This is a genomic window from Bacteriovorax sp. Seq25_V, from assembly GCF_000447795.1.
In the GTDB taxonomy this organism is placed as follows: Bacteria; Bdellovibrionota; Bacteriovoracia; order Bacteriovoracales; family Bacteriovoracaceae; genus Halobacteriovorax_A.
Genome location: NZ_AUNI01000020.1, coordinates 307,022 through 326,229 on the forward strand (window position 1 = coordinate 307,022; position 19,208 = coordinate 326,229).

Below are 19,208 nucleotides of genomic sequence, written 5' to 3' on the forward strand. Positions count from 1 at the left end.
TTTTTGATTATCTTTTTCCAAGTTCTTGAATTGTTTTTCCAAGAGATTTTGACTTCTTCTTAAAGAAGTTATTATTCTCCTCAAGCTCAGCTTCTTCTTTACAGTTGATACAAAGTTCCGCTGTCGGACGTGCATTAAGCCTGTCATAACCGATCTCTGCATCACAGTCATCACATAGCCCAAATTCGCTACGGTCAATTTTAAGAAGAGTTTTATTAATTTTTTTGAGATAGAAATTCTCTCTGTTTTTAAATCTGATTTCTTGAGAAGTTTGTGCGTTGATAGAAGCCTCATCGACTGGGTCGAAAAGTTCATTCTTGTCCATACAGTACTGATCTTTAGAAGAATTCTTATTCAGGATTCTTTCCTTATCAGCAAGAAGCTTGTCCTTAAGGTTTTTAATTTGTTCCTCGGACAGATAAGAGTTTGCTCTTGTCATACTATCCACTCCTGTTGTCATGTCTCGCTCTAATTTTTAATCCGTCCTTGTCTTAAAATTTAAAGCTAAAAGTTTGTTGTTTGTGTGTTGCAAATGAATTTACAGAACTTTACATGTGTTAGTAAAAGGTATTTTTCTTACAAAGATTTACAGTGCACGAGAATTCAGGGACTTAGGTAAGTCCTTCGGGATAGATTTTTCGCAATACGGGCAGAATTTCCAAAATTGTAGGTCATATTCGCTATGACACGACTCGCACTCTATCACATATTCTAAATCAGCAAAGAGTTCATTATGAGCTCCTGTAAAGATTTCAGGACGCATCGCGCGTATTGTTGTAGGATGTGCGCGGTATGTTCCAGGTATCGATTTATTGGGAACAAATTTGGCCGGGGAAACAGACTTATCTGGAAATATTTGTACTTGGATTTCCGCCTCTGCTTGAGAATTATACATTCTTTGTTCAACTGCATTTTTTGCGGCCATTAATCTTTCATATTGTTGCTGTGATTCGAAATCTTTACTCATCTATTTCCCCATCGTCTCTCTAGTAACTCGATAATCTGTTTTGCTGCTTTCTTGTGCGAGTTAAAGCTTGCAAGCATTCCTGGTTTCGCTTTTAAAACGTCTGGCTTTAAAATGATGGACTGTGAACCAAGTGATTCAATTAGCCTCAGGGTCCATTCTAAAGTCTCTGAGGAGTTAGTTTTTAACATATGCTTTAAAACTTCGAGAAAGTCCATTGAGACACGATTAGAATTCTTGTGAGAGGCTTCAATAATATGCTTTCTAGCAACTCCTAGCGTGAGAACTGAGATTTCTTCATCGTTACAGTTTTTAAGTGTGTGAGAGATATTTTCTTGGTGTATAAGGTTTAATGAATTCGTATTATCGAGAATACAAAGTATTTTAAAAAGTTCTTGAAAGTTTTGAGACTCGTTTATTTGCGACCATTGATTTTTTAGTACCACATGGTCTTCTGTTGTGAGGTGCAGGTGAGGACGAATATCCTGCTTCAACTTTTCGATGACTTCATTAAATACGTTATCAATATTCACTAATTAATCCTCAACTTCCCATGTATGATCACTTAAAAGTTTAACACGTCCTTCATAGCTTTTAAATGGCATTGACTTTCCCCATTCTGAAGGTGAAATCATTGATAGGACAGTATTTCCATCTTCCTTGTTGTAAACAAAGTATGATTGGCCAATAATTGGATCAAAAGGAATGTGCGCCTGATAGATAATCTCTGACATATAAACACGTTTTTTCAAAAGCTCCATTTGCTCCATTAAAGGCGCCATCTGATCGACGATTTGCTTAAATTCGCGCTTGGTCTGCTCTTGCATGGCCGCGATGGCACGAGACTTCTGCTTGCCGATATCTTCTGGGTTTATCAATGCTGAACCGCGATCATGGGCGTACTGGAGGATCGAAGGCAGTGCCGCAACTTGTGTCTTTAGCCTGTCTAGGTCAATTTTATCGACGTCTATTTCTCTTGTTTCTTCATTTTTTTTCATCAGAACCCTGTGTTAATAGGCTTGTTACTATGTATCTCTTACCTAAAGTATATGATAACTCTGTAAGTTATGCTATATGTAGGCCTATGGATAAGAAGTATCTTATAAACTCCATTTATCGTGCGACTGAAGGCGAAGGTGTTCACCTTGGAACTCCTCAGGTTTTCGTGCGTTTTCAAGGCTGTGCTATTGGTTGCATTAACTGCGACTCAATGGATACATGGGAGTTTGCTGGTGATATGTTATCACTTGAAGATATTTGGGAAAAGCTTGTCGAAGAAACATATAACTTAAAAATAAAACGTGTTTCTATAACAGGAGGAGACCCTCTTCATCCAAAACATGAGCCACAAGTTTTAGAGCTTGCAGGTTTTTTAAAAGAGAAAGGTTTCTTTGTTAATATTGAAGCTGCTGGTTCAAGAGTTGTTCATACAATTTTTGATTTAATCGATTTTATTAGTTTTGATTTTAAGACACCATCTACAGGAGTTAAGACTAGAGTTTCAAATATTGTCACACTTAATAAACAGTATCCTGGAAAATTTCAAATAAAGGCCGTCATTGCTGATGAAAGAGATTTTTTGGCGACATATGATGCTTATAATGAAGTTCTCGCACAAAGTGAATCAATGGATTTTCCTTGGGTTCTTACTCCATGCTACGAGCCTGAAGAAGAATTTCCAATGGAGAGATTTCAAAATATTTTGGCGATGAATGAAAAATACGGAAGCCTTTTTCGTGTTATCGGCCAACAACATAAGTGGGTATTTGGAGCTGACAAAAAGCAGGTTTAAGCTTGTGTTCTTGCCTCAATCATTGATGTTCCATACTGCTTAATTGTACTTATTGTTAGAATAGAGTAGTTAAACTCTTCTGCTTGTTTGGAATCCTCATCTTCAAAACCGTTACAAATAACTACCAGTTTTGAATCTCCTGGAATTTTCTTTAAAGCTACTTTGATAATACCACGAACTTTAGCAATATCAGGTGCGCAATATACTACGTATTTTTTATCTTTCTTGCTTGCGGTAAAGTGCCAAAGATTTGCCTTGTTTTTGGATATAACAACTTCATAAAGGTAACTTTTAAATACCATCGAACAATTTGTTATTAACTGATCTACTTTTTGTTTCTTATTATTCATTATTAATATTATATAAAAAAAAAAGAATTTTTCCTCATAATTTTAAGAAGAAAACAATTCCTATTTTATAGATCGATGGATGTTTTTAGTCAGTTACTTAAGAAGTTTTGGAGAGCTTCCTCTATTTAAACCTTTTTTAAATTGAAACTTCTCACCAAGTGCACGACCTATATTTGATGCCATGGCATCTGTTTTCTTTGCTGAAGTGTAACTCGCGCGCACTTTGGGGTAGACGCGGTTTACATGAATAGTGAGTTCATTTTTTGTTAGAGTTAATTCCTTACTTCTAGCTGTTTGATAAATATGTTCTTTCAAATTCTTTGATATAGTAGAACAGAAAGCTCGAGTAAAAGAATTCTTTGCAACAATGCCCTTGAGTTTTGAATTTTCCTTTTTCAGATTCTTCCAGATTGATTCTATTGAAAGAGACAAGTAATTGGCCATATATTCAGCAACGGTTACATTAACTCTTGATCCAACGACTTCAAGATATCCTCCTCCACGTCCTTGATTAAATATAGGGTAGACTTGAAAGCTTTGAAGAACTTCGTAGAGACCATCATGGAGGGCATTCTTTCTGGTGAAACTTGCAACTCTAATAACGTAAGTCTCTTCTGTATCTTTGGTATGCTCATCACATTGGACTATTGATTCAAGATTATGTTTGGCAATGAGGTCGTTGGCCTTGATTGTTGCAAGATTTGCTTCATGCTCATTTGATGAGTTTGATAATTTTAAAAGCTTATTAATTTTTTCAAGAATCTTTTGGTCTTTCTCTCGTTCTGGAATAACTTCTTCAAGCATGATTTTTGATTTTGAAAAATTTGGATCCCAGCCATATCGTTTAAATACTTCCCTAAACTCAATTCCGTGGGTTTTGACATCATCACCATGAAAGATATGGCATAGAAAGTGTGCTACTTCGTGTCGTAGGACATTTTTAATAATTTCATCATCTATTTTGAACATTAAATTTTTATTCAGGGCAATCTGATAAATTGTTGGGTCATAGAAACCTAGTATTTTTTCATGTTCAAAGCATACAAAGTGCAAAGGGTAGTATGTACGATTGTACAGTAATCTCTTTCCAGAGTAGGGAAGAGAGACTTCATTCGCTAAAATTTCTTTGGCAAGAGCTTTAACTTTTTTTAGAAATGTTTCTGTCGTACTTGAATAAATAAACATTAGTAAATTATTATACTCAGTATTTTACTGAGCATCCGTAAGGTTTGGTTCTTTTAACTCTGACTTCGTTTCCTTGAGCAAGATCTTTTATCGCACTCTTTACGTAGTTCTCGGCAGACTTTATATCATCCTTATCTGCACTGGCAATGCTATCGATGGCACCCATATAAAGAATTTTACCAGTTTCAGAGATTATAAAAATCTCTGGTGTCGTCTTCGCATTATAAAGCCTTCCTACTTTTCCATCTGTATCAATTAGCATGGCATTTGCGTTCGACCTCTCATATTTTAAGCGGTCATGTGCATAAGCCGCATTTGGGATATATCCTTGCTTGTCTATGTTTGAAGAATTGATAGATAGCCATATAAAACCTTTAGATATTGCAAATTTCTGTGTCTCTTGCATATTACTAGAGTCGTAATGCTTTCTAACAAATGGGCAACCATGGTTATACCATTCAAGAATGACTTTTTTTCCGCGATATTCTTTAAGTGAAACCAGTTTTCCCTGATCGTTTAAAACAGTGAAGTCTGGAGCATTATCGCCAGGAGAGATGGCCATTATTTTAAAAGAGAGTAGTAGTGTTATTATTATCTTCATATAGAAATCATAGCATATAAAAAAGCCTAGCAAATAATTGCTAGGCCTTTTATATGTTAATTTTTTGTTAACTTTAAAAAATTAAACAGTTGGTTTTGTTTTTGACGTAACAGCAGCTTTTAAGAATTCTCTATTCATTCTTGCGATATTAGAGATATCAATTCCTTTCGGGCATGATGCTTCACATTCAGCTTCGTTAGTACAGTTACCAAATCCAAGGTCATCCATTTTCTTAACCATGTTTTGAACACGTTGAGCAGCTTCTTCTTTACCTTGTGGTAAAAGAGCAAGTTGAGATACTTTTGCAGAAACAAATAGCATTGCAGAAGCATTCTTACATGAAGCAACACACGCACCACAACCGATACAAGCAGCTGCATCCATTGCAAGGTCAGCGTTTTCTTTTGAAACTAGAATTGAGTTAGCATCTTGTGCGTTACCTGTATTAACAGAAACGAAACCACCTGCAGCGATGATATCATCAAGAGCTGATCTATCTACCATAAGATCCTTGTGCACAGGGAATGCTTTCGCTCTCCATGGCTCGATAACGATAGTATCACCATCGTGAAACTTTCTCATGTGTAGCTGACAAGTTGTTGTTTCAGACTCTGGTCCGTGAGCTTGACCGTTAATCATTAGAGAACACATCCCGCAGATACCTTCTCTACAGTCATGGTCAAACGCTACTGGATCAACACCTTTTGCAACAAGTTGCTCGTTAAGAACGTCAAGCATTTCAAGAAAAGATGCATCTGTTGATACACCTTCAATTGTATAGTCTTCCATTCTACCTTTTTCTTTATTATTTTTTTGACGCCAAACTTTTAAGTGAAGCGTTAAACCTTTATCGTGAGTATTTCCCATCTTCTACCTCTTACTTGTAAGATCTTTGAGTTAGAGCAACGTTTGTAAACTGTAGCTCTTCAATATTTCTAATTGGCTCAGCTTCGTCACCAGTGTATTCCCAAGCAGCAACATGACAGTATTGCTCGTCATTTCTCTTTGCTTCGTTTTCATCTGTTTGTGACTCTTCTCTGAAGTGACCACCACAAGACTCTGGTCTCATTAATGCATCTCTTGCCATTAGCTCACCAAGTTCTAAGAAGTCAGCTACGCGATTTGCTTTTTCAAGTTCAACGTTGATTCCTTCTGCAGTACCAGTAACTTTAACATCTTTCCAGAATTCTGAACGAAGGTTTTTGATTGCAGCGATTGCTTTCTTTAACCCTTCTTCATTTCTTGCCATTCCAACGTATTCCCACATGATATTTCCAAGCTCTCTGTGGAATGTATCTACAGATCTTGTACCGTTGATAGAAAGAAGTTTTGAGAATCTTTCTTTAGATGCGTTTAGTGCCTTATCAAATTCAGGGTGATCAGTTCCAACTTTTTTACCCATCATCTTTTCTTCTACAAAGTAGTTACCAAGAGTGTATGGAATTACGAAGTAACCATCAGCAAGACCTTGCATAAGAGCTGAAGCCCCAAGTCTGTTTGCTCCGTGATCCGAGAAGTTTGCTTCACCAAGAGCGAAACAACCTGGAACAGTTGTCATCAGGTTATAGTCAACCCATAGACCACCCATTGTATAGTGAACCGCTGGGTAAATTCTCATTGGAACTTTGTAAGGGTTATCATCAGTAATTCTTTCGTACATATCAAAAAGGTTACCGTATCTTTCTTTAATAGCTGCTTCACCGTCTCTCTGAATCGCTGCTGCGAAATCAAGATAAACTGCTACACCAGTGCTACCAACACCTTTCCCTTCGTCTACTGCTTCTTTTGCGTTTCTTGAAGCAACGTCACGTGGAACAAGGTTACCAAAAGATGGATACTTCCTCTCTAGGTAGTAATCTCTTTCTTCCTCTGGAATCTCATTTGGAGCTCTCTTATCACCTTGAGCCTTTGGAACCCAAACACGTCCATCGTTTCTTAGTGACTCAGACATAAGCGTAAGCTTAGACTGGAAGTCTCCGTGAACTGGAATACAAGTTGGGTGAATTTGCGTATAACAAGGGTTAGCAAACATCGCACCTTTCTTATAAGCTTTCCAAGCTGCTGAGCCGTTTGAGGCCATTGCGTTTGTTGAAAGGAAGAATACGTTTCCGTATCCACCAGTACAAAGAAGTACAGCATCAGCAGAGAATTTTTCGAATTCACCAGTGATAATATTTCTTGTGATGATACCACGAGCTTTACCTTCAACAGTAACAAGCTCAACCATCTCTCTTCTTGTGTACATTTTTACTTTACCCTTACCAACTTCTTTTTGAAGAGCAGAGTAAGCACCTAGAAGTAACTGTTGACCAGTTTGTCCTCTAGCATAGAAAGTTCTTGAAACCTGTGCTCCACCAAACGAACGGTTAGAAAGAGTCCCACCGTACTCACGTGCGAAAGGAACACCTTGAGCAGCACACTGGTCAATAATGTTATTTGAAACTTGAGCGAGACGATAAACGTTTGCTTCTCTTGCTCTATAGTCTCCACCTTTTACAGTGTCATAGAAAAGTCTCCAAACTGAGTCACCATCGTTAGGGTAGTTCTTAGCAGCGTTAACACCACCTTGAGCTGCAATCGAGTGAGCTCTTCTTGGAGAGTCTTGAATACAGAAACAAGAAACTTTGTAACCAAGCTCTGCAAGAGTTGCAGAAGCAGATGCTCCAGCAAGACCAGATCCAACGACGATTACTTCAAATTTTCTCTTATTAGCAGGGTTAACAAGTTTCATATTGAAACGGTGGTTATCCCATAATGTTCTAATATCTCCTTGAGGAACTTTGCCATCAAGTTTTTTAATGTCAGTCATTATTTAACTCCTTGAAGGTGGCAAAAAATAGGCAGTGCAGAGTAACCAAGAGTTACTAAAACACCAAATGCCTTAGATGCACATTTGATTAAACAGTTGTATTTTGGGTGGTTAAAACCAATTGATTGAAAAGCTGACCAGAAGCCGTGACTAACGTGAATTCCTAGTGCGATCATACAAAAGATATACCAAGCAACGTTTACTGGAGATATGAAATACTCAACAACAGTCTTGTATAGATCTCTCATTTCAACACCACCAACAGTTGCAGTATAAACTGGCCCAAATTTAAAGTTGATAAGGTGGAATACTAAGAAAGCAAGAATGATGATACCAGTGTATGGCATTGTTGAAGAAGCGAAAGTCGCTCCACGTCCTGTCTTTTGTTTGATGTAATAATTTTGTGGTCTTGCTGCCTTGTTCTCGATTGTAAGCTTAAGCGCAAGTCCAATGTGCGTTAAGAAGATCGATGCAAGAATAAATTCTGCAACGTAGATCAATGGGTTAGTAATAAGAGCATGTGCATACTTGTTAAATGCATCTGATCCAACATAAATGAGACAGTTACCAGCTAAGTGTGAAAGTAAAAAACCACACAGCATTAGTCCAGTAATTCCCATTACCTGTTTCTTCATCACTGAAGAATTTAAGTAAAAACGTAAAGACATAGGTCTGTTTCCCCTTGTGAATTAATATTTAAAAAAAATGAAATATGCTTAAGTATAGACCTATAATTATGAATGGTTAAGCGATTTTTCTTAGGCAAATGCGTTACTAAAGTAAGACAAAATTTAGCCTATTTAAATAAATAACCTTCCATGTAGATAAAGAAGGGGCTTTAATCTTAAGTAATTGATTATTTAACCCGATTCGTGAATTAATTATTTATAAAAAAAATGGATTTATCTTGTTAATGCTTGAAGAAAGAACATTAAAAAACTTCTTACTGTTAAATATTACTGTCGCGTGTCTTTATTTTGTGTTCGGACGCCTAGCGGTATTATTGGCAATCCCTCCTGGGTACGCTACTGCGGTTTGGCCTTCTGCTGGAATTGCATTTGCATTCATGGTCCAGTTTGGGATGAGAGTTGCTCCTGGAGTTTTTCTAGGTTCCTACTTGCTTAATTTTGTTACAGTTCTCTTAAGCTTCGAGAATGTAACACTTAGTCAGGTTATGCTTCCTGCTGTAATAGGACTTGGTGCAGTTTCTCACCCTGTAATTGCGATAACTTTATTAGATATTTGGAAAATTAGAATCAAAGATTTAATAAACTTGAGAGAAATAATTGGCGTGATCATATTGGGGGGGTTCTGTGGATGTATCCTAAGTGCCAGTTTTGGAACTTTTGGTCTTTTTGCTTTTGAATTTATTACACTTGATGAATTTTCAAGAAACTGGTTCACGTGGTGGGCTGGTGATACGCTTGGTGTTTTAACTTTTTCTCCTATCACGCTTTTACTTTTTAATAATTATCGAACAAACCGGTCCCGTATTTTTGCTGTAGGTATCCCGTTATTTCTTGCATTCGTGGTGTCTGTATTTATTTATATTAAGTCATCTTTTAGTGCACTCGAAGTAGAGAGAAAGGAGTTTAACTCAAAATCGTATGAGGTTGAACGGGCAATACAATATTCTATTAAAAACTACACTGATATTTTGATGTCAATTAAAGCTTTTTATGAAAGTTCTGAAGATGTGACACATGAAGACTTTCGTGATTTTACAAGATTCTTTTTTAAGCGAGAGAAAGGAATTCAGGCGCTAGAGTGGATCCCTGTTGTTCAGCATAAAGATAGATCAAGAGTAGAAAAACAAATCAGTGATAATTATGGTCGAGAGGTTTTTTTTACAAAGAGGGTCGCTGGAAAACTTGTTAAAGATTCAAACAGAGATTTCTACTTCCCAGTGTCATACGTTCAACCATATGAAGGGAATGAGGTTGTCCTTGGTTACAACTTAGGCTCTGATGAGAAGAGACAAGATGCTTTGGAATATGCAAAAACAAATAATGAAATAGTTTCAACTCAGTTGATTAAACTTGTTCAAGACAATGAGCGAGTCCCGGCTATTATACTTTTTGTCCCTGTTTATTATAAGTCAAGTTTTGAATTTATTGGTTATGTTAATGGTGTATTCAAAATAAAGGATATATTACGCTCTGCCTTGTCCGAAATTGACCTCAGTGGAGTTGAGTATATTCTTACACAAGACGAATCAGGTACGAATGATCCTGACTTTGTAGTAAAGTCTTTTAATCAAAACTTAGATTTGTCCAAGGATATCTTACTTGAGAATACATATCGATTTGAAATAGGAAAAAAGTCTTGGACATTCAAATCTTTAAAAACAAGAGCGTATGCTAGCCGCAATAAGAACTGGGGAGTATGGTTTTTATTGACATCATCACTTTTCTTTTCAAGTTTACTAGGAGTAATTTTATTAATCGTTAGTGGTCAAACTGAAAAAATTGGTCAAGAAGTTAGGGACAAGACTCTTGCTCTAAAGTCAATGAATGATGATCTTAGAGAATCTAACTTGAAGATTGAACAAATGTCTAAGTATAAGTCTGAATTTCTGGCAAATATGTCTCATGAGATTAGAACTCCTCTCAATGGGATCCTAGGAATGATAAATACAATTGATGAAGATCCTCTCTCTGAGAAACAGAAGAACAGTCTAGAGATCGTAAAAATCGCTTCTGAGAGCTTATATACCATCATTAATGATATTTTAGACTTCTCAAAAATTGAAGCAGGTAAGATGTCTGTAGAGCTACATGGATTTGATTTTAGGAAGAACATAGAGGGGACTTTTGCTTTATTTAGAGGTAAGGCCGAAGAAAAAGGCGTATCTCTCAAATTATATATCGAGCCAAGTTGTCCTCGCTTTATTAAAAGTGACTCAGTTCGGATCTCACAAATTCTGACTAACTTACTAAGTAATGCAATCAAATTTACTGAGAAAGGAAATATTCTAGTACAAGTTTCAGCTAGTACTACAGAGAATAATTTGAAAAATATTTGTATTCTGGTTAAAGATAGCGGAATTGGTATCGATGCTGAAATTATTCACAATCTCTTTAACCCATTTACTCAAGCTGACAGTTCTATTACCCGTAAATTTGGAGGTTCTGGACTAGGTCTCGTTATATGCCAGAAATTAGCAAACCTTCTTGGGGGTCATATCTCAGTTGAGAGTCAGGTTGATATCGGATCAAGTTTTCAATTTGATTTAACAGTCGAAGAATTACAAAGCATTGATGCTAAATCGGAGCAAAACTTTATAGCTGATAAACAAGCGTTTAGGTTTTTGAAAGTTCTCGTTGCTGAGGATAATCATATCAATCAAAAGGTCGTCACTTCTCTAATGAAGAAATTTGAAATTGATATTGATATTGCAAATAATGGTGCAGAAGCCATAAAGATGTCACAGACTAATAACTATGATTTGATTTTCATGGATATTCAAATGCCAGAGGTTGACGGTTACGAAGCGACTAAAGAAATACTTGCTGAGGGCATAAATAAAAATACTCCGATTATTGCAATGACTGCAAATGTTTTTAAAGAAGATCGTGATAGATGCATGGACTATGGGATGAAAGACTTTATTGAAAAGCCGATCAAAATTCACGAGCTTAGAAGAGTATTGAGTAAGTCTCTTATGGGGGACTACGATAAATAGTTAACAGAAGGACATTCCTGTGCTATTTCTAGGGGATGAGAATTTTAACTATTGTCCTGTTACAGCTTTATTGTTTTGCTAATATATTGCCTAAGTCAAATATTCGAGCTCCAATCACTGAGTCCAAGTCACTTAACATGAGTGAGGAGCGTTTTCATTCTCTCATCGATAAAGTAATACTCTCTTATCAAGACATTTTTAAGCTTTATGGTGCTAAGAATTTTAATGTATTTAGAGAATGGGAAAATTCTCAAGTAAATGCAGCTACGAGAAAGAAAAACGGAAACTTTGAGATGATCGTTTATGGAGGTCTTGCTCGTTTTGAACCCTTGACTGATGATGGCTTTTTACTTGTTCTTTGTCACGAAGTTGGACACCTCATTGGAGGGGCACCGACATACAAGCCTTTGAATGATGCAAGCTCAGAAGGGCAGGCAGATTATTTTTCAACTTCAAAATGTTTTAAAAAATTAATGAGCAACGAAAAAATTTCAATTAGCTCTAAAGATGATTATGATCCACTTGCTCTTTCTAAATGTGAAGAAAGTTATGATAAGAAAAGTCATGATTATAAAGTATGTCTTAGAGCGTCTAGAGCGATTGAATCTCTTTCTACAACAATTGCAAAATTGTCTGGATTAAAATCAGTCCCTCAGTTTGATACTCCTGACCCATATGTTAGACGTTTGATACTATTTAATGGCTATCCGACAGAGCAGTGTCGAATAGACACAGCTTTTGCTGGATCTTTATGTCCAAAAGACTATTCAGACTTAAATGATATGGCCCTTTATAATAAAGGGAATTGCTCTGTGCCCGGAGGGGATTTCTTAGGCCTAAGACCTCGCTGTTGGTATGTACCAAGGGAAGATAATTAATGATTTTAGAAAATATAAAAGTTATTGCTTTCGATGCAGATGATACATTGTGGGTAAACGAGCCCTTCTTTAGAAGTGCGGAAGCTAAGTTTGAGCAAATTTTAGAAAAGTATCTGGGTCCAAGGGATGTGCAAAAAGCTTTATATGAAAATGAAGTGAAAAACCTTCATCTCTTTGGTTATGGCGCTAAAGGTTTTATGTTAGCAATGATCGAAACAGCTCTTGAGCTGACAAAATATGAAATTGCTGGTGAAGATATTCAAAAGCTTATTAATATGGGCAAAGAAATTCTTTCTTATAAAATTGATCTCTATGACCAAGTGCCAGAAACCTTAGACTATTTATCATCGAGGTTCAAAGTTATCTGTATCACTAAAGGTGACCTTCTTGATCAAGAGAGTAAAGTTGCTCGTAGTGGAATGGGTGACTTCTTTGATTCGATTCATGTTGTGAATGATAAGAAACCCGAAACATATTCAAAGATTATTGATAAACTCCAAGTAAAGCCTGAGGAATTCATCATGATTGGAAATTCCTTGAAGTCAGATATTCTTCCCGTTGTCGAGATCGGGGGAAGAGCTATTTACATACCATGTGAGCAACCATGGGCCCATGAACTTGTTGCCGATGATCAAGTAGACAAGTCTACTTTTATTGAGCTCTCATCAATGAAAGAATTTCTTTCTAAAATTAAAGAGTAAGCTGTTGAATTAGTTCCTGACAGAGTTTTAGATTGAAAATAATTGGGAATTAAGTATAATGTCTTTAAATAAAAAAAGGATAAATCATGAAAGGTAATAAGACAATTATATCAAAGCTTAACCAGTTACTTACTCAAGAACTAACAGCTATGGATATTTACTTCCTTCATTCAAGAATCTACCAAGATTATGGTCTCACAAAATTATTTGAAAGAATTAATCATGAAATGACTGATGAGACAGGACACGCTTCTCTTTTAATGGAGAGGATTCTTTTTCTTGAAGGTATGCCTGAACTCGGAACGCGAGCTCCGTATACTTTAACAACTGATGTAAAAGAGATGATTCAAGTTGAACTCAATTACGAATATGAAAATAGTAAATTACTTAAAGAAGTTATTGCAACATGTGAAGCTGAAAAAGATTTTGGAACACGTGAAATTATTATGACTCTTTTAAAAGATACTGAAGAAGATCACATTAACTGGCTTGAAACTCAGTTAGGTCTTATTGATAAGATTGGTATTGAGAGATACTTACAATCAGCTAGCCAACCATAGAAAATATAAGCAGCTCCTTTCGGAGCTGTTTTTATTTATAATGATCTTAAGTGTTCCTCTAGTCTAAGACGAGGGATATTACCAAAATCGTAATAAAAGGCAAAGGTACTATCATTTAAATTTGATATAAAAAGCGAATAATCACTCTGTATCTGACTTACTGTCTCTGCAGAAACACTACTGCTCGTATTGTGAACTCTTCCGGAAGAAGTAGAAAAGGAACTTGAAGCGGTACAACCAGTGCCGACGACATGTGTGGCTCCTCCGTTTAAGGTTGAAGTTGTATAGGAATTCATTACTGATGATGTTGCACATCCTCCAACTATTCCACTTACGTTTGTTCCTGCTGAAGTTATAATAGCAGAGATTATTGATGTTTGGATAACAGAAGTATTGCTAAGATATCCAAAAGCTCCTCCAACATATTCAGCTCCTCTTACTTCTGCTTCACTGATTAGACCAAACCCAATCAGCCCTGTTCCTGTTCCAATAATTCCGCCTACATAATTTTGTCCTGAACCATCTATAAGTGATGATGAATCAATAAATATATTTTGAAGATTAGGGGCTGAAGGAGTTGTTCCTGCGTTGAAGTTACCGGTAATTGCACCTAGGTTATCTGATGCTGATGAAGTGAAAGTAGAATTAATAATTTTTATGTCAGATATGTAGATATTACTTGAGGGGTCAGCGGAGATAGCTCCTATTAAGCCAGTTCCATTAATTGCAGTATTTGAAGATACAGATGAGTTTTTTAAAATGATGTTCGCAATTAAAGACTCACCAGCAGTTAAACTTACTTGACTCGCAAGAATTCCCATTGGAGATGATGTTGAGCTTGATTGAAAATTAATATTTTCAAGAATTAACTTTCCTTTAATATTGTCACCGTTAACAATTGAACCCTCATATATTGTCCCAAAAAGACCACTTCCATAAGAACCGGAGTCGTACGAGATGTTTCTAATTATTTGATTATTTCCATTGAATCTTCCACGTAATACTGGCCACTGATGAAATAATGAGGAGTCATTAGCAAAGTCAATAGTTCCAGTGAGAAGGAAGCTACTGTATGGAAGATGTGAGTTCACGTCGATATTCATCACATTTGCTATTGCATTCCATCGATCGACACCTGTTATTGAGTAAGGCTTAATTATTGCTCCAGCGGAATTTGGAAATAATTCCTGAAGAAGATCAGAATGGAGTTGAGGAATAACACCGGAAGCAGTTTTCCAGTAAGTTGGATCTGGTGATCCAGTATTAAAGTCAGATACTAATGCTAGGGTAGTGCCATAACCCTGGCATGATGTTCCTGATGCAATTGATGCTTGATTCATAAAGTAGCAATTCGCGGATACTGTAGTGTTTCCAGTACTTGCTGATCCTGCGACATCATAACCTCCTGCCAAGTTATCTGCAGTTGAGACAATATTACTTATGCTGATACCTGTAGTTGTTCCTACGAATAGGCCATTGTTGACGTTATTTGCAAATGATATAGATCCTGTAAACATCGAGTCTGAAATAGAACCACTTGTCGCATTTCCAACTAACCCTCCACTACCTGCACTTGAAGTGTTTGTAAGATCAGACTTAGAGTGTACCGAAACTAGTGTAGCCCCTGTGGTGCCCGCAATTCCGCCGATACTCGCTGTCGGGCAATTTATCACACCTCTTGTTCTTGCGTATTTTATATATGATGCTCCTGAGCCATTACCAACAATCCCGCCGCATGTTCCTTCTCCTGAGAGATTAGTATCAGCATTTACAAATGTGTATACTGTCCCTGTACCAAGGTCTGTTCCAACTATTCCTCCTGCTGGTTTTGCTCCTCCAGTTATGGAAATTTTTGTATTTATTGACGTGATAATAGGAGCGCCGGCTGAAGTTAGTTTTCCAATTGCGCCACCAATATCTGGTTGAGTAGCCCCCGCTGGAACTTCGATTGATGCGTTAATATATGTTCGCATAAAGTTGTTTAGCTCGCTGGCAAAGCCAACAAATCCGCCAATCGATTGAGAGGGGCTTTGTATCTTTATTGATACAGTTTCGACATTTATATCGCTGACAAAACTTGAAGCAGAGTTGAATCCGAGTACGCCTCCAACTTTTGAAACTAGTGTAAAGGAGTCGTTTGCTAAAATTGAAGAGTTTGTTACTGATGATGTAGAGAGGTTTCCTGCAAACTGTCCTGCAATAAATCCAACGCCGGTAAGTGTTGGTGTCGAATTTCCAGAAAGCAGAATTTGGGATGCATCGATTTTGATATCACTAAGCCCTGTATGATTTTGACAGATACCACAAAAAATTCCAAAACCGTCCATATTAGTGTCAATAGTTACATCAAGTGTAACTCTGGCCATTGAGATTTTTTCAAATTGTGCCGCGGCAGTACTTTGACCTATTAATATACCTGCCCCTTGAGTTGTGACAACTGTGAAGTCATAATCAGCTGTTACATCCGTGATATTTAGTTCACGAATTGTTCCTGCGACAGTTTTAAATAGTGCTTGGTTTTCAACTGGTCCAGTAGAAGTAAGTGTAAAGTTTGAAAGAGTAAAACCTTGTCCAACGAGTTCTCCACCTGAGCCGATATTTAGCAGATGTTGAGACATCTCTTCACCTTCAAAGTCGATGTTTTTTGCTAGAACATACATATTAGTGTCATTGCTAGCACTAAAGGCCTCAATAAATTGGGCCTTGCTACAGATCATATAGTAGCTACCTCCAACTGAGTTTAATAGAACGCTTTGTGTATTTCTTTCTGCCTGACAATAATCTACTTGTGCAAAGACATAGTTTATCTGATTAGCCGGCTGATATTTTAAACGAGTTTTATTATGTTGTTTTGAATTAAGAGCTATAACATTTCCTGTGCAACCAGATCCAGTGTACGCTTCATAAATAACTTGTAAGGGAGAAGCTTGGTCATTGAAAATTGGAACTTTTATGGTCGTTGCAAGTTGTGGTGTCGAAGAGAAGTCAAAACAACGCGAACTTAATGCATTCGCTGTCGAAACAGAGCCATTCTCATCGAATTCAGGTATTTTTAATTTCATAGACTTTGCTCCGCCCATGAAACACTTTTTGGCTATATCGTTAATATCGGGGTCATCTCCCGCATTGATGTTTGTGCAGTTAAGAATTGTTATTGGTGCAATTTGAAAATTACTCTCAAACGTAACTCTCTTTCCAAAAACATCATTTTTTTCACATTGATCTTGTGTAAGGATAAAATTAACACTCGTATCTTCTCCTGATAAATTGACTCCTTCAACTCGACCACATTTAGATGTTCCTTCCATAATATTAGAGGCTGATCCCCAAGCAATAGCGATGAAATCCCAGGTTCCATTGGTGAGTTCGAACTCATTAACTCCCGCTGTTAAGTTTTTTCCAACGTATTCATTTGTACGATTGTTCTTTCCAAAGACCATCAGACCACCTGTATCATAGTCTGAATTCAAAAAGCTCAAGCCAAACTTGGCATTTGTAGAACTTTTAGGTGCTGAACATGAACTAATTAAAATAGTTAAAAATAATAAAATAGAACCAAACAGTTTCATTTCTTCTCCTGATTACTAAGTAGTTATCGGAATTTATTCCAATAATCTAAGTGTTTTTAATTTAGTTGACCCTTTTGCTTTTTAACTTGAAAGCTTTGTGTTACAAGATGGGAATGAACGATCAATTTATTTTTTGTACAACAGTTATTGGTAATGAATCCCTTTTAAAAGAAGAGATTCGTCTGTATTTTCCTGATCTCACTTTAAGCTTTAGTGGTAAGGGACTTGTTACCTTCAAAAATAAAGGTGAAAAAATCGATGAGAGAATACTTGCAGACAAAAGTCCAGTATTTGCATTGCGATCAGGGATTCATATTCTAAAAACTGATGAGGACTTGTTGTTGGATGATCTTGCCAAGGTGACAGATCTGATTGCTCGGGAAAAGTTTGGCGTACACTACTTTAATATAAAAGGTGAGCCATTTTCACTTGTTGGCGAAGAGAAACTCGCATCAACATATTCGCAGCTTAATAATAGAGCGAGACCTTACGAGTATATCGTTAATGTTATTGAGATCAGTCCTGGAAAGTTTTGGATTGGTCTTTCATTTGTAACTAATGCGACTAATCCGTATCCAAACGGGAATACTGAAATAGTGTTGCCTCCTAACGCTCCATCTCGAGCTTATTTAAAAATTGCAGAAGCTGATAAGATTTTTAATCTAAATTTAAATTTTAATGATCTGGTTATTGAGTATGGTAGTGCTCCAGGGGGGGCGACAACTTATCTCTTAGATAAAGGATTAAAGGTTGTTGGAGTTGATCCAGCTTTAATGGATGAGAGCTGTGCTAATAATCCTAACTTTAAACATCTACAAATTCCTGTGCAAGATTTGTCTCAGGAGAAACTCCCAGATGCACCAGTTCAACTGGTTACAGTTGATCTTAACCTTAACCCAAAGCAATCTTTAAAAGAAGTTCTCCGTTTAACAAAGAAGCATGCTCACGATATCCGTGGAATTCTTTTTACTATTAAAATTGTTAATGAGTTTCATCTGCAAAAAATGGGTGAGTACAAAAAACTCTTTATTGATTTTGGCGCTAGAGAAGTCATTGAGATGCAATTATCTTCACATAAGAAAGAATACTTAATTTACGCTAAATTCTAGACTGCCACTGCATTTCTTCTTTTGATTGCACCCATAAAATTTGGAACAACCGTCTGCCTGTAGATATGGTCTGCAGGTAAATTGGCCATTAAGTGTTCATGTGCTTTCTTTAGATTGTGAAATGGGATCTCTTGCATCACATGATGTAGTGTGTGGTAACGAAGTCCCACTGGAGACCAAATTTCAGTAAAAATACCACGATCAACAGTTATGCAATCAAGGAGATGATCTTCCCAAGAAAGAGATGCACGTTCCTTATTATTATAGACATGGTTGAACTTCGCACGGTACATATTTAAAAGAGAAGCCGTAAAAACCATTCCAAACCACATTGGAATTAGTTTCATTGGTAATAATCCCGTAAGAATAAGTGCGAGTCCTATAATAGTTGTGAGGCTACACATTAAATCATTTCTTACCATTTGATTTAGATCTTTATCGTTTTTTAAAGGTCTTTGGTACTTAAGATCGAATACGAGCGTTGAGAAATTAGTATAAATATACTTTCTAAATTTTTTCCCAGTGAAAAGATAGACTATTGGAATGATGGTGAATCTAATAATTTGAAAGAAAGGAAGAAATACTGATGCAAAAATAGGGGCGATAATAGTTAAAAAATTATCTGGTTTTACATATTGGTATTCTGGATCTTTCTTAGTTGAGAATGTATTGCGACCATGATGGAAGGCGTGTGTATCATAAAGGTATGCAGGGTAGTTATTCATGAATCCGAAGAGTATGTTATAAGTTGTTCTTAGACCTTTAACTTTTCTTTGAAAGTGCGCCACTTCGTGAATCATTAAAGTTCCCTTATAGATAAAAACAAGTGAAATAAGATAATTTATCCACATGAGGTAACCATCGGTATAACCGGCTATGAGAAAGCAACCCCAGCCAATTAATGCACAGTGAATTAGTGTGAAGTAGAACCTAAGGGGGTTTACTTTTTTAAACTCACTTGTAAGATCCCATATAACTTGTACATCATGATATACTTTCATTTAT

18 protein-coding genes are annotated in these 19,208 nt (G+C 36.6%); 6 read left to right on the forward strand and 12 right to left on the reverse strand.

Annotated elements, in window-relative coordinates; all coding sequences use genetic code 11:
* Nucleotides 1-7: 7 nt before the first annotated feature.
* From M900_RS14175 to M900_RS14190, 4 genes are all read right to left on the reverse strand, one after another.
* A complete protein-coding gene (locus tag M900_RS14175) occupies nucleotides 8-439 on the reverse strand; it encodes a TraR/DksA C4-type zinc finger protein (RefSeq protein WP_021275620.1) in 432 nt (143 codons plus the stop codon).
* 147 nt (nucleotides 440-586) lie between these two features.
* A complete protein-coding gene (locus M900_RS14180) occupies nucleotides 587-967 on the reverse strand; it encodes a hypothetical protein (protein ID WP_021275290.1) in 381 nt (126 codons plus the stop codon).
* Nucleotides 964-1,497, reverse strand: a complete 534-nt coding sequence (locus M900_RS14185; protein ID WP_021275377.1) for a hypothetical protein — start codon at nucleotides 1,495-1,497, stop codon at nucleotides 964-966. The genes M900_RS14180 and M900_RS14185 overlap by 4 nt, the downstream gene beginning before the upstream one ends.
* Nucleotides 1,498-1,500: 3 nt before the next feature.
* Complete coding sequence (locus tag M900_RS14190) at nucleotides 1,501-1,962, reverse strand: DUF2452 domain-containing protein (protein ID WP_021275306.1); 462 nt, start codon at nucleotides 1,960-1,962, stop codon at nucleotides 1,501-1,503.
* Between the two features lie 86 nt (nucleotides 1,963-2,048).
* Between M900_RS14190 and M900_RS14195 the strand changes: the two genes are divergently transcribed.
* The gene (locus tag M900_RS14195) at nucleotides 2,049-2,756 is read left to right on the forward strand and encodes a 7-carboxy-7-deazaguanine synthase QueE (RefSeq protein WP_021275486.1); all 708 of its coding nucleotides are present in this window, start codon (nucleotides 2,049-2,051) and stop codon (nucleotides 2,754-2,756) included.
* Here the strand turns inward: M900_RS14195 and M900_RS14200 are convergent.
* The 6 genes from M900_RS14200 to M900_RS14225 all read right to left on the reverse strand — a co-directional run bounded on the left by M900_RS14200 (nucleotide 2,753) and on the right by M900_RS14225 (nucleotide 8,369).
* Nucleotides 2,753-3,106: a hypothetical protein gene (locus M900_RS14200; protein ID WP_021275587.1), complete on the reverse strand. Its 354-nt coding sequence runs from the start codon at nucleotides 3,104-3,106 to the stop codon at nucleotides 2,753-2,755. The two genes, M900_RS14195 and M900_RS14200, sit on opposite strands and share 4 nt — an antisense overlap.
* 93 nt (nucleotides 3,107-3,199) lie before the next feature.
* The gene (locus tag M900_RS14205) at nucleotides 3,200-4,291 is read right to left on the reverse strand and encodes a DUF2786 domain-containing protein (protein ID WP_021275339.1); all 1,092 of its coding nucleotides are present in this window, start codon (nucleotides 4,289-4,291) and stop codon (nucleotides 3,200-3,202) included.
* A 16-nt stretch (nucleotides 4,292-4,307) separates the two neighbouring features.
* The gene (locus tag M900_RS14210) at nucleotides 4,308-4,892 is read right to left on the reverse strand and encodes a redoxin domain-containing protein (protein WP_021275422.1); all 585 of its coding nucleotides are present in this window, start codon (nucleotides 4,890-4,892) and stop codon (nucleotides 4,308-4,310) included.
* Between the two features lie 81 nt (nucleotides 4,893-4,973).
* A complete protein-coding gene (locus M900_RS14215; protein ID WP_021275630.1) occupies nucleotides 4,974-5,759 on the reverse strand; it encodes a succinate dehydrogenase/fumarate reductase iron-sulfur subunit in 786 nt (261 codons plus the stop codon).
* 10 nt (nucleotides 5,760-5,769) lie between these two features.
* On the reverse strand, nucleotides 5,770-7,701 hold the full coding sequence (locus M900_RS14220) for a fumarate reductase/succinate dehydrogenase flavoprotein subunit (RefSeq protein ID WP_021275608.1): 1,932 nt from the start codon (nucleotides 7,699-7,701) through the stop codon (nucleotides 5,770-5,772).
* Nucleotides 7,701-8,369, reverse strand: coding sequence for a succinate dehydrogenase cytochrome b subunit (locus M900_RS14225; protein ID WP_021275504.1), 669 nt, complete (start codon nucleotides 8,367-8,369; stop codon nucleotides 7,701-7,703). The genes M900_RS14220 and M900_RS14225 overlap by 1 nt, the downstream gene beginning before the upstream one ends.
* A gap of 245 nt (nucleotides 8,370-8,614) precedes the next feature.
* On the opposite strand from M900_RS14225, the gene M900_RS14230 reads away from it, so the two are divergent.
* From M900_RS14230 to bfr, 4 genes are all read left to right on the forward strand, one after another.
* Nucleotides 8,615-11,386: a CHASE domain-containing protein gene (locus M900_RS14230; RefSeq protein ID WP_021275382.1), complete on the forward strand. Its 2,772-nt coding sequence runs from the start codon at nucleotides 8,615-8,617 to the stop codon at nucleotides 11,384-11,386.
* A 35-nt stretch (nucleotides 11,387-11,421) separates the two neighbouring features.
* Nucleotides 11,422-12,264, forward strand: coding sequence for a hypothetical protein (locus M900_RS17390; protein WP_052600829.1), 843 nt, complete (start codon nucleotides 11,422-11,424; stop codon nucleotides 12,262-12,264).
* A complete protein-coding gene (locus M900_RS14240; protein ID WP_021275340.1) occupies nucleotides 12,264-12,965 on the forward strand; it encodes an HAD family hydrolase in 702 nt (233 codons plus the stop codon). Before M900_RS17390 ends, M900_RS14240 begins: the two co-directional genes overlap by 1 nt.
* Nucleotides 12,966-13,051: 86 nt before the next feature.
* Nucleotides 13,052-13,525 (forward strand): bacterioferritin, encoded by a 474-nt coding sequence (gene bfr / locus M900_RS14245; protein ID WP_021275643.1) that lies wholly within the window; start codon nucleotides 13,052-13,054, stop codon nucleotides 13,523-13,525.
* A gap of 35 nt (nucleotides 13,526-13,560) precedes the next feature.
* Here bfr and M900_RS14250 read toward each other — a convergent pair whose 3' ends face one another.
* Nucleotides 13,561-17,094, reverse strand: coding sequence for a hypothetical protein (locus M900_RS14250; RefSeq protein ID WP_021275399.1), 3,534 nt, complete (start codon nucleotides 17,092-17,094; stop codon nucleotides 13,561-13,563).
* Between the two features lie 113 nt (nucleotides 17,095-17,207).
* Here M900_RS14250 and M900_RS17395 point away from each other — a divergent pair, with 113 nt between their 5' ends.
* Nucleotides 17,208-18,203, forward strand: a complete 996-nt coding sequence (locus M900_RS17395; protein ID WP_198296020.1) for an SAM-dependent methyltransferase — start codon at nucleotides 17,208-17,210, stop codon at nucleotides 18,201-18,203.
* On the opposite strand, the gene M900_RS14260 is transcribed toward M900_RS17395, so the two are convergent.
* On the reverse strand, nucleotides 18,200-19,204 hold the full coding sequence (locus tag M900_RS14260; RefSeq protein WP_021275421.1) for a fatty acid desaturase: 1,005 nt from the start codon (nucleotides 19,202-19,204) through the stop codon (nucleotides 18,200-18,202). The two genes, M900_RS17395 and M900_RS14260, sit on opposite strands and share 4 nt — an antisense overlap.
* Nucleotides 19,205-19,208: the final 4 nt, after the last annotated feature.

Excerpts from the sequence above, each read along its gene's own strand:
- M900_RS14175 (WP_021275620.1), bottom strand. The coding sequence starts at position 439 with ATGACAAGAGCAAACTCTTATCTGTCCGAGGAACAAATTAAAAACCTT.
- M900_RS14180 (WP_021275290.1), bottom strand. The coding sequence starts at position 967 with ATGAGTAAAGATTTCGAATCACAGCAACAATATGAAAGATTAATGGCC.
- M900_RS14190 (WP_021275306.1), bottom strand. The coding sequence starts at position 1,962 with ATGAAAAAAAATGAAGAAACAAGAGAAATAGACGTCGATAAAATTGAC.
- M900_RS14195 (WP_021275486.1), top strand. The coding sequence starts at position 2,049 with ATGGATAAGAAGTATCTTATAAACTCCATTTATCGTGCGACTGAAGGC.
- M900_RS14200 (WP_021275587.1), bottom strand. The coding sequence starts at position 3,106 with ATGAATAATAAGAAACAAAAAGTAGATCAGTTAATAACAAATTGTTCG.
- M900_RS14205 (WP_021275339.1), bottom strand. The coding sequence starts at position 4,291 with ATGTTTATTTATTCAAGTACGACAGAAACATTTCTAAAAAAAGTTAAA.
- M900_RS14210 (WP_021275422.1), bottom strand. The coding sequence starts at position 4,892 with ATGAAGATAATAATAACACTACTACTCTCTTTTAAAATAATGGCCATC.
- M900_RS14215 (WP_021275630.1), bottom strand. The coding sequence starts at position 5,759 with ATGGGAAATACTCACGATAAAGGTTTAACGCTTCACTTAAAAGTTTGG.
- M900_RS14220 (WP_021275608.1), bottom strand. The coding sequence starts at position 7,701 with ATGACTGACATTAAAAAACTTGATGGCAAAGTTCCTCAAGGAGATATT.
- M900_RS14225 (WP_021275504.1), bottom strand. The coding sequence starts at position 8,369 with ATGTCTTTACGTTTTTACTTAAATTCTTCAGTGATGAAGAAACAGGTA.
- M900_RS14230 (WP_021275382.1), top strand. The coding sequence starts at position 8,615 with ATGCTTGAAGAAAGAACATTAAAAAACTTCTTACTGTTAAATATTACT.
- M900_RS17390 (WP_052600829.1), top strand. The coding sequence starts at position 11,422 with ATGAGAATTTTAACTATTGTCCTGTTACAGCTTTATTGTTTTGCTAAT.
- M900_RS14240 (WP_021275340.1), top strand. The coding sequence starts at position 12,264 with ATGATTTTAGAAAATATAAAAGTTATTGCTTTCGATGCAGATGATACA.
- bfr (WP_021275643.1), top strand. The coding sequence starts at position 13,052 with ATGAAAGGTAATAAGACAATTATATCAAAGCTTAACCAGTTACTTACT.
- M900_RS14250 (WP_021275399.1), bottom strand. The coding sequence starts at position 17,094 with ATGAAACTGTTTGGTTCTATTTTATTATTTTTAACTATTTTAATTAGT.
- M900_RS17395 (WP_198296020.1), top strand. The coding sequence starts at position 17,208 with ATGAACGATCAATTTATTTTTTGTACAACAGTTATTGGTAATGAATCC.
- M900_RS14260 (WP_021275421.1), bottom strand. The coding sequence starts at position 19,204 with ATGAAAGTATATCATGATGTACAAGTTATATGGGATCTTACAAGTGAG.